At 52.1% G+C, this 9,770-nt stretch carries 12 protein-coding genes; 9 read left to right on the top strand and 3 right to left on the bottom strand.

Annotated features, from left to right (window positions below; genetic code table 11):
- From ADICEAN_RS22790 to ADICEAN_RS18560, 9 genes are all read left to right on the top strand, one after another.
- Positions 1–228 (top strand): hypothetical protein (locus tag ADICEAN_RS22790; protein WP_161622735.1); only part of this gene is annotated, 228 nt, incomplete at its 5' end.
- Between the two features lie 13 nt (positions 229–241).
- Positions 242–1,504 (top strand): hypothetical protein, encoded by a 1,263-nt coding sequence (locus ADICEAN_RS18595; protein ID WP_051068904.1) that lies wholly within the window; start codon positions 242–244, stop codon positions 1,502–1,504.
- A 216-nt stretch (positions 1,505–1,720) separates the two neighbouring features.
- A complete protein-coding gene (gene corA / locus ADICEAN_RS18590) occupies positions 1,721–2,671 on the top strand; it encodes a magnesium/cobalt transporter CorA (protein WP_009197206.1) in 951 nt (316 codons plus the stop codon).
- Positions 2,671–3,492 (top strand): undecaprenyl-diphosphate phosphatase, encoded by an 822-nt coding sequence (locus ADICEAN_RS18585; protein ID WP_009197205.1) that lies wholly within the window; start codon positions 2,671–2,673, stop codon positions 3,490–3,492. The genes corA and ADICEAN_RS18585 overlap by 1 nt, the downstream gene beginning before the upstream one ends.
- 71 nt (positions 3,493–3,563) lie before the next feature.
- A complete protein-coding gene (locus ADICEAN_RS18580) occupies positions 3,564–3,743 on the top strand; it encodes a hypothetical protein (protein ID WP_009197204.1) in 180 nt (59 codons plus the stop codon).
- 178 nt (positions 3,744–3,921) lie between these two features.
- Positions 3,922–4,122 (top strand): hypothetical protein, encoded by a 201-nt coding sequence (locus ADICEAN_RS22785; protein ID WP_009197203.1) that lies wholly within the window; start codon positions 3,922–3,924, stop codon positions 4,120–4,122.
- Positions 4,123–4,349: 227 nt separating this feature from the next.
- Positions 4,350–4,652, top strand: coding sequence for a hypothetical protein (locus ADICEAN_RS18570; RefSeq protein ID WP_009197202.1), 303 nt, complete (start codon positions 4,350–4,352; stop codon positions 4,650–4,652).
- A 236-nt stretch (positions 4,653–4,888) separates the two neighbouring features.
- Positions 4,889–5,227: a hypothetical protein gene (locus ADICEAN_RS18565; RefSeq protein ID WP_009197201.1), complete on the top strand. Its 339-nt coding sequence runs from the start codon at positions 4,889–4,891 to the stop codon at positions 5,225–5,227.
- A 198-nt stretch (positions 5,228–5,425) separates the two neighbouring features.
- Positions 5,426–5,677, top strand: coding sequence for a hypothetical protein (locus tag ADICEAN_RS18560; protein ID WP_009197200.1), 252 nt, complete (start codon positions 5,426–5,428; stop codon positions 5,675–5,677).
- 312 nt (positions 5,678–5,989) lie between these two features.
- On the opposite strand, the gene ADICEAN_RS18555 is transcribed toward ADICEAN_RS18560, so the two are convergent.
- The 3 genes from ADICEAN_RS18555 to ADICEAN_RS18545 form a co-directional block, all read right to left on the bottom strand.
- A complete protein-coding gene (locus ADICEAN_RS18555; protein WP_009197199.1) occupies positions 5,990–8,470 on the bottom strand; it encodes a S9 family peptidase in 2,481 nt (826 codons plus the stop codon).
- Positions 8,471–8,582: 112 nt separating this feature from the next.
- Positions 8,583–9,179, bottom strand: coding sequence for a carbonate dehydratase (gene can / locus ADICEAN_RS18550; RefSeq protein WP_009197198.1), 597 nt, complete (start codon positions 9,177–9,179; stop codon positions 8,583–8,585).
- Positions 9,180–9,227: 48 nt separating this feature from the next.
- Positions 9,228–9,659, bottom strand: a complete 432-nt coding sequence (locus tag ADICEAN_RS18545; RefSeq protein ID WP_009197197.1) for an OsmC family protein — start codon at positions 9,657–9,659, stop codon at positions 9,228–9,230.
- Positions 9,660–9,770 lie beyond the last annotated feature (111 nt).

Raw genomic sequence — 9,770 nt, 5'->3', positions numbered from 1 at the left:
ATACAGGCGGAGCAGGCAGTATTTAAACTAAACGAGGAGCAGCTGGGCGAGGGCATCTCGCACCTTACCCTGTTTAACCAAAACCGGCAGCCGGTTGCCGAGCGTTTGTGGTTTACCCACCCGCAGGAACTAAAGCTTGTAGCAGCCACTGATAAGCCCGTATATGCCAGCCGCGAAAAAGTGCGCCTTGCCTTATCTGTAGACACTCCCGATCCCTGTGTCCCTTGAAACCAATCTGTCCATGGCGGTATACAGGCTGGATTCTCTGCAGCAGGCCGGTACCGAAAACATCCTTAGCGAGCTGTGGCTTACATCTGATCTGGTAGGCTGGATCGAATCTCCTCTTTATTATTTTGAAAACAAACATCTGCAAGCAAAAGAAGCGCTGGATAATCTTTTACTAACCCAGGGCTGGCGCAGGTTTCACTGGGAAGAAGTGCTCCAGCAGGGAACTCCCCGCTTCACCAGCATGCCCGAGTACGAGGGCCATATCCTTAAGGCTGTGGTACGGGATAGTGTCAGCGGTACTCCGCTTTCCGGTATCATTGCCAGCCTATCTGTACCCGGGCGACTGCTGCAGTTCCACACCTCTAAGAGCAACCAGCAGGGCGAGCTCTTTTTTGTAACCGACCAGTTTTATGGTCAGATGGATATTATCATCCAAAATGCTTCTATCAGGCGAAAGGGGCTGATTTTTAGTCTGACCAGTCCCTATGCTCAATCCTTTACAAAAGCCCAGACAGTACCCCTGTTGCTTTCCAAAACCCATAGTGAGCTGTTGCGCCAGCGCCATGTACACATGCAGGCGCAAAATGTGTACTGGCAGGAAGAGCTTAACCGCCTGATCGTACCTGCACTGGATAGTATCGCTTTTTTTGGTGCACCGGATAAAACCTACAAGCTGGATGATTACACCCGCTTTCCCACCATGGAAGAGATAATGCGGGAGTATGTGTACGAAGTGCGGGTGCGTAAGAACGGAGGCGCTTTTACGTTTAGAGTAGCCAAGCCTACCCGAGATGGCTTTTATAATGGACTACCCCTGATATTGCTGGATGGCAAGCCTGTGTTTGATGTCAGTGACCTTATTGCCTATAATCCCCTCAAGATTCAAAAGCTGGATATTTTGCAGGAGCGCTTTATACTTGGCGGAAACATGATCTTTGATGGTATTATCAGCTATACATCCTATAAAGGGGTTACTGATGATCTGCCCCTTGCTGATGATCTGTTGCAGCTTACCTATGATGGCCTGCAGCTGCAGCGCGAATTTTACAGTCCCACCTATGAGACAGCCCCCCCGGCGAATATACGTATGCCCGACTTCCGGCAGTTGCTTCATTGGGCACCTGACATTAAGCTAAGCGGCAAAAATGAGCAGCAGCTACAGTTTTATACCTCCGATCTGAAGGGCACCTATATGCTGGTAATTCAGGGGATTTCTCAGGATGGAAGGGCTGGCACCAAAACACTTTTCTTTGATGTGCGGGATAATGCTTTCTAAACACGTTAAGGTTTGGAAGATATGAAATTAGCAGGATAATATGTCATCGCTCAGAAAGATAGCACCCCTTTAGCTGTCCAAAAAATAATAGGCTGAGTAAAAAATCAGCATGTAAGATGGTGCCCTCCTTCTCTTAGAACTGTCTGAAAAAGAAATACTATCTTTGTCACTTTCCAAAGAAAGGGTCCTGGAGCGACTGGCGCTGAAACACGAGCTATGATCAACCTTTATTACTACCACCAGAACAGGCTGGTGAAAACCTCTGCCGATGAGCACCTGGAGGATATACAGCTGGATGAACTCTTGTGGGTAGACCTGTTCAGTGCCTCGGAAGCGGAGAAAACCGCCATTGAAAAAGCGCTGGGCATTGAACTCTTTACCGAACAGGAAAGTGAAGAGATCGAAAGTAGCTCCAAATATGCCGAAGATGCCCACGAGATTGGCATTAACCTGAACTTTCTGCACCGCGAAAAAGGCAGCGGCATTTACGAACAGGAAGCCGTTTCCTTTATCCTGCGCAAAAAAACGCTGATCACCCAGCGGAACTTCAAGTTCAAGACCTTTTTTGATACGGAAAAAAAGCTCTTTTCCCTGCGCCCCCGCAGCGGGGCCGATGTGCTGCTCTACCTTTTTGAGGTACGCATTGATGTGGATGCCGACCTTATCGAGCACATTACCGAGCAGATCTCGCAGATCAGCCGCACCCTTACCCGCAAAGATGCCCTCAATGAGGATATTCTCTTAAAGATCACCAGCCTGCAGGAAACCACCATCACCATCCGGGAAAACATTGTGGAAAAGCAGCGCATTCTCTCCTCCATCCTTAAAAGCGATTTTTTTCCCAAAGACAACATTGAAAAAATTCGCATAATGATAAAGGACGTAAGCTCGCTGCTGGATCATACGTCCTTTAACTTTGAGCGACTGGAGTTTCTGCAGAATACCTTTCTGGGTCTGGTAGACATGGAGCAAAACCGGGTGATCAAGATCTTTACCGTGGTAACGGTGGTGTTTATGCCCCCTACCCTTATTGCCAGCATGTATGGCATGAACTTCCACTTTATGCCCGAGCTGGATGAGGTCTGGGGATACCCCTTTGCCATTCTGCTGATGGTGCTCTCTTCGGCCCTTACCTTACTGTTCTTTAAACGTAAAAACTGGCTATAATGAGTTTGATAGAAGCGATAATCCTGGGGATTATAGAAGGCCTTACCGAGTTTTTACCGGTCTCCTCCACCGGCCACATGATCCTTGCCTCCTACCTGATGCAGATGCAGGAAACCGCCCTGCTCAAAACCTTTGAGGTGGTGATTCAGCTGGGCGCCATTCTGGCCATTGTGTGGTTGTATGCCAAACGCTTTCTTACCAGTTTTACCATTTACCTGAAGCTGGTCGTGGCCTTTTTGCCAACCGGCATTATTGGCTTGCTGGCCTATAAAACCATTAAAGCCTACCTGTTTAGCCCCGGGGTGGTGGCGGTAAGCCTTATTCTGGGCGGGGCCGTGCTGGTGCTGCTCAACCGCCGCATCGAAACCACGGCCTCCAAGTATCCGGATGTAGGGGATATCAGCTTCAAGCGAGCCTTTTTGATTGGCGTGGCGCAGTGTTTTTCCATGATCCCGGGCGTATCGCGGGCAGCGGCTACCATTATTGGGGGTGTCTATTATGGCCTGGATAAGAAACAGGCGGCCGAATTCTCCTTTTTGCTGGCGGTGCCTACCATGTTTGCCGCTTCGGGCTATGATCTGTTAAAGGCCGATATTGCCTATACCTCCGAAACGCTTACCATTCTGGGGGTGGGACTGCTGATGGCTTTCCTGACCGCCTGGGTGGTGGTAAAAGTGTTTGTAAAATACATTCACCTTATCAGCTTCAAGCATTTTGGCTACTACCGCATTGTGATCGGCATTATCTTCCTGATCCTGATCTTTACCGGCGTGCTGGACGATGCCCAGCTGCTGCCGGTGGGGAGCGGCCTGGCCCCCTAGGCCTTAACCCCCCACAGAGGCTTGCGTATAGGTAAGAAAGGACAATTTTTGAACACCTAAATTTTTTACCTATGACAAAAGGACATAATCAACTAGACGGTACCAACGATATAGATCCGGAAAACAAAGCGAAGGGAGAGAACAGAAGCCTTTCTAACAGTGACCGTAAAAGCAAAAACGAGCGGGAAGGCCGCAGTCCGGAAAAAGATCCCAGCCAGGGCAGAAAGAAGAATTCCAATGCGGTAGGCTAAGTAGAACGCAACTAAATGCACAGAGGAGCCAGGGGTATTTCCCTGGCTCTTTTTTCTTGCCGCCCACAGCAAATGAGGGAGAACGGCCAGCTGCCTATAAGCCTGGTCAGAAACCACGGGCAGGCAATGCCGTAAAATTTAAGGCAAATAATTTATGTTCAACAAATCATTTTTTACCATGAGTATAGAAAAGAATATAAAAGATAAGGATGAAAACAGGAAGCCTGTAAACCCTATGAGCGATTCGCCCGACGATGTGCAGACACAAAATCAGCAACACAAAGAACCTGAGTTTGATAAGAGCATGAAAAACCAGACCCGCGCCAATAATCTAAAAGGACGGGATAGTATGGTAAATCCAAAAGACGGCATTCACTAAGCCAGCCCGAAACCTACATACAAAAGAGTAGCCAGTGTACGTACACTGGCTTTTTTTGGGCAATTGAAAAGACATGCTCAGGCGTTAATTGGCTCTTGTAATAAGATGATATTCCTATGTTTTTGCACAACATATAATGTACAAAAAATCGGTAATTTGTAACTGAATGTAGCGGCATTCGTTAAATTAGGTAGTTGAAATAAATGTAGAACTAAACTTTTTTAGCTATGAATAACGATAAAAATAAACCGAATGAGCGCAGCTGGAACGACCGCAACCAGCACCAAAATCAACCCCAGAATACCGACCGCTCTCAGGAGCAGAATCGCAGCCAGCAAACGCGCAGCGATCGCAGCCGCGAAGGTCAGGACAATGAGCTGGGCGCTCGTACAGAACAGCTAAGTCCTATGGGCGGCGGCCAGCACACCAACCCCCAGGGCCGGGTGCAGGATCAGCAAAACGAAGAGGTTAGCCGCCGTAGCCCGCAAAACAGGCAAAGTCATGATCTGAAGGATAAAAACAATTCCTAACACCTATACTTGGATATACTGCTAATGTGGTAAAGCCGGGGGAAGATCATTCTCCCGGCTTTTTTTCTTAGAAGAGTCAAGCGCAAAAATCCTTTTGCAAAATAATCTATTTAGTATAGGCTAACGGTTAAAATAATGTTTTAATAGAATACCATAACACAAAATATTTATTAAACTTTTGTGCGCTACCCCGGTTCTAGCTTAAACCATTTTATCAATTTTAATTTTTTACTACTATGAACAGGGATCAAGATCAAAACAGAAACCAGGACCAGAACCGCGACCGAAACTGGAATGACCGCAACCAGGGTCAGGATAGAGACTCTAGCCGTTCTCAGGACCAAAACCAGCCTCAGAACCAGGCACAGCGTGAGGGCGAATCCGATGAGGACTTCAACCGACGCAGACAACAGCAAAACAACCCCAGTGGCCAGAGCCAGCAGCGTAACCCAAGCGGCCAGAGCCAGCAAAACAACCCCAGTGGCCAAAGCCGCCAGGGCAACCAAAACCAGGGGGATGATAGCAACCAGCGTAACCAGGGCGGAAGCCAGGGTAGCCAGCGCAGCAACCTCTAGTGTAGTAGTTTATATAAGCAGAAAAGCCGGGGTATTCACACCGGCTTTTCTGTTTTTTCAGCAGGCTTCAGCGCATCATCACAGCACCATTGCGGAGCCGTAAACTGCCTGGAGCCAGTGCAGTGCGGCTCAACCCTCAACAGGACTGCTTCGTACCTTTCCGTATTACAACTATGTTGAACTAACCCCTTATAATGTATGAGCTCTGATAAGGATATAAACCGAAACAAAGACAACGCCAGCTATCCGGCCGATCGCCAGCGGGCCGATATCAACCCCCATACCCGCACCAAAGAAGAGGCAGGTAATCCGGACTCCGACAGTGACCGCAAAGGCCGCAACATTGACCTGGATCTGGAAAACCAGGGCAATGAAATAAAGGGCCGCAGCCAGCAAACTAGCCCGCGCAACCGTGCAGGTGAGCTGGGCCGGCAGGGAGAGCAGAAATAACGGCGCATTGCAGCATCTGCCCACAGACAGGGACAGACACAAAACATGAGTCATCCCGAATTTTTTTAGTGGGATAAATACTAAAAAAGGCCTCAGAATTCACTCTGAGGCCTTTTTTATAAAGTATGCTGTCATTTCGACCAGCGGGAGAAATCCTGGAAATTTACCAGTAAAGAGTTGTCTTATCCAAGATCTCTCCCGCTGGTCGAGATGACAGCGTTCCTTTAAGTTTTGGGCTAAAATACTGTAATATGAGCATGTATAAACCATTTTGAAAATTCGGGATGACTCATGTTTGTAGAGGCACCCGGCTTAGCGGGTTCCTTCATCCTCCTGTGGCCGGTTCTTTACATACTTGTCCAGCCACTGGCTGGTTTCCCACAGCATGTGCAGCACGCTCTCACGGGCCCGGTAGCCGTGGCTCTCGGCGGGCAGCATTACCAGACGGGTGGTAGCGCCATGGCCCTTTAGGGCATTGTAGTAACGCTCGCTCTGAATGGGGAAGGTGCCTGAGTTATTATCCGCCTCGCCGTGAATGAGCAACAGGGGGGTCTTCATGCTATGGGCGTGCATAAAGGGGCTCATGGTATTGTAAATATCCGGCGCCTGCCAGTAAGTGCGCTCCTCGGCCTGAAAGCCAAAGGGGGTAAGGGTACGGTTGTAGGCGCCGCTGCGGGCAATGCCGGCGGCAAACAGATTGGTATGGGTAAGCAGGTTGGCCGTCATGAAGGCGCCGTAGCTATGCCCCCCTACCGCTACCCGCTTCGGGTCGCCCACCCCCATGCTCTCCAGTTTGCTAATGGCCGCTTCGGCATTCATGCGCAGTTGTTCTACAAAGCTATCGTTGGGCTGCTTGTCTCCCTCTCCTACAATGGGCATTTCGGCGCCATCCAGAATGGCATAGCCCTGAGTAACAAAGTAGATGGGCGAGCCCCAGCTAACGCGCGTAAACTGGTAGGGTGAGCGACGCACCTGGGCGGCGGCATCGGCACTCTTATATTCGCGCGGATAGGCCCAGATAAGCACCGGCAGCCGCTCACCGCTGCTGGGATCATAACCCTCGGGCAGGTAGAGGGTAGCGGTAAGTTTTACCCCATCGGCCCGGCTGTACTCCACCAGCTCTTTTTTGACCCCCTTAAGTTGAGGGGTGGGATGCGGAAAGTTGGTTACCTGCTGGCGTACCAGCTGCCCGCGCCTGCTTTTGGCCTGGTGCAGAAAGTAGTTGGGAGGGTCCTGCAGGCTTTCGCGGCGGGTAAGCAGGCGCAGGGGCTGCAGGTTGAGCACATCTACCGGCCGCTCGTAATAGGGCGCCTCGCTGCGCCACAAAATGGTGTTGGCCCCGCTGGCCAGTGTAAAGCGGCTCAGGTAAGGGCGGTTGCCCTCGGGCGAATAGCCCTCGCTGATCAGGAACAGATCACCGCCCTGGCGCAACAGCACGCGCTGGCCGCGGGGGGTACTATAGGTGACCAGATCGCCCATGTCCTTGTACAGGTCTTCATAGTTCTGGTCCCGCAGTACTTTGGGGCTTGCCTGGGGTTTGGCCGGATTTACCTGCAGCCAGCGCTCCCGGCGGGTTTTCCACCAGCGCTCGTATACAATGGCCAGCTGATTATCCTCACTCCAGTCGGCGCCGCGGTAGCGGTACTGGGTTTTGGCCAGCAGCACCGGCTGCTCAGAGAAGGGGGCCTTTTGCAGGTATACAAAATCGCGGTGTTCAACCTCCTGGGCCGGATTGCCCTGGTCCTGGGCCTCGGCCCAATAGAGGGTGGCCGGCTGGGCCGGATGCCAGCTAAAGCTGCGCGGCCCCCTGGGCACGGCATCAAAGGCAATGGGAATGTCTTCGGCCAAGGGCAGTTGGGCAATCTGCTTTACCAGCCCACCCTGCTGATTCCATACCTCTACCGAGTAGGGAAAGTAGTAGCTGGGCACCAGGTAGCTATAGGGGCGCAGGATCTGCTCTACCAGCAGGTGCTGGCCATCGGGCGCCAGCTGAAAGCTTTTAAAAAGGGCAGGTTTGCCCAGGGGGGTGGCGGCGCCCTGCAGGTCGATGCGCTGCAGCTGGGCGCTCAGGTAGTAATCAAAGAGGGCTTCGTCCTGGCTGTTCTGCAGCAGGTCCTGGTAGGTGCGGCTGGGTTTTTCGCCGCCTATATTTTGCTGAATGACCGGTCCGCCGGGGGTTTGCCGCTCATCGGGCCTGGGGCCCCGGTTTTTGGGAATCGTCTTTACCAGCAGGCCCTGCCCATCGGGCTGCCACTGATAAGGGGCGCCGTAGTAGGCATCGTTGAGGCCGGTGGCCAGTCGGCTGGCGGTGCGGCTGTTGATATCAAGTACCCAGAGTTCAATATCATCGGCCCCATAATTGGTAAAGGCTACCCGGCTAAAATCGGGCGACCAGCGCACATTGCTGATGCGCAGCTCTGCCGGGAGGTTCTGAAGGGGGTAGGCCTTGCCATCGTCCACCATCTTGCGCAGGCTGATGCCGCTGTAGAAGCTGTTGCGGCTGCCGCCATTGTTGCGCGGATTGATGCGCAGGCCACCCAGCCGGAGCTCGGGTGCCGCTACCTCTTCTATGGACGGAAAGCCGGGCTGCTCCAGCAGTAGAAGCCATTCTCCCCGCTGATCGATGAGCACCGCAGGCGTATTGGGGGCTTCTACCATTTGGGCGATGGGCTCGGGAGGGCGCTGGTAGCCCTGCTGTTGAGTAGGAAGGGGGGCTTGCTGCGCAGCCAGGCCAGTCCAGAAGAGGAGGCAGAGCAGCAAAAGGGCTAATCTGACAGAGGTATGGTGATGCATGCTTACGTTTTTAATTTTACTTTAAAATAAACACCCCTGCCCAAGCATCCAAATAAATGCCGGACAGGGGAGTGAGGGCATGCCAGCTAAGCTGGGCACCAGAGGGGTAAAATTACCCCTGGTAGTCGCTCAGGTCTATTTCCAGTTCTTTTAAAATTCCCTCGCCAACATGGTATACCAGGCCATGCAGCTGCAGGGGCTGGCCGCTTTTCCAGGCATTTTGCACCACGGAGGTCTGGCAGAGGTTCTTTACCTGTTCAATTACATTCAGCTCTACCAGGCGGTCCCGGCGTGCCTGCTCATCTGGGATGCTGTTGAGCTCCTGGGCATGCAGGCGAATCACATCTTTGATGTTGCGCAGCCAGTTATCGATCAGGCCAAACTGCTGGTTGGTCATGGCGGCGGCCACCCCTCCGCATTCCTTATGGCCGCATACAATCACATCCTGCACCTTGAGCACCTCTACCGCATACTGCAACACGCTGAGCAGGTTCATATCGGTATGCACTACCAGGTTGGCAATGTTGCGGTGCACAAACATTTCGCCGGCTTCGGTGCCGGTAATTTCATTGGCCGGCACCCGGCTGTCTGAGCAGCCAATGAAGAGGTAGCGGGGGTTTTGTCCCCTGGCCAGCTTTCTGAAATAGTCCGGGTCTTTTTCAAGCTGCTGGCTTACCCAGGCCTGGTTGTTCTTAAAAATTTCTTTCACTGCCTGGCAAATGAGGGGATAAAAGATAAAAAAGCAGGAATGTCGGCTTTAATGGATGGAGGCCCGTTCGCCGGGCTGCTCTACCGCCCAGCTGTAGGTTAGGTTGGCATCGGGCGCCAGCGAGGCCGATACCGAGCAGTACTTCTCTACCGATAAGGTCACCAGCTTGCCCAGCTCCTCCGGGCCGGCATCGGGCGAAGTAAGGATAAAGCGCAGGTGAATGTCTACAAAGCGGCGGGGAATCTCCTCCCGGCGACGCCCTTCACTTTCTATGCGCAGGGCCGTTACGGTACGGCGGCGCTTTTTGAGCATGCCTACCAGATCTACGGCAGCACAGCCCCCTACAGCGGCCAGTACCAGCTGCATGGGCGAGAAATGTTCCTTTTCTTCGGCCGGCAGCATGTCCATGCGCAGGCGGTTGCCACTTTCGTTCTCAGATTCAAAAAGGGCGTCGTTAATATAATTGGTAGTGATCTTCATGGGTAATTAGCCTCAAATGCCAGGACCGGTCTGGTCCTTGTCAGCTAAAATACGGTATAACTCCCCTCTTACACAAGTATTGGCCGGCTGCCGGACCAATAAAAAAGGGGT

Origin of the sequence: Cesiribacter andamanensis AMV16 (assembly GCF_000348925.1) — a bacterium.
Taxonomy (GTDB): domain Bacteria; phylum Bacteroidota; class Bacteroidia; order Cytophagales; family Cyclobacteriaceae; genus Cesiribacter; species Cesiribacter andamanensis.
The sequence above is the reverse complement of the archived record's forward strand: the minus strand, read 5'-3'. Positions and strand labels throughout refer to the sequence as shown.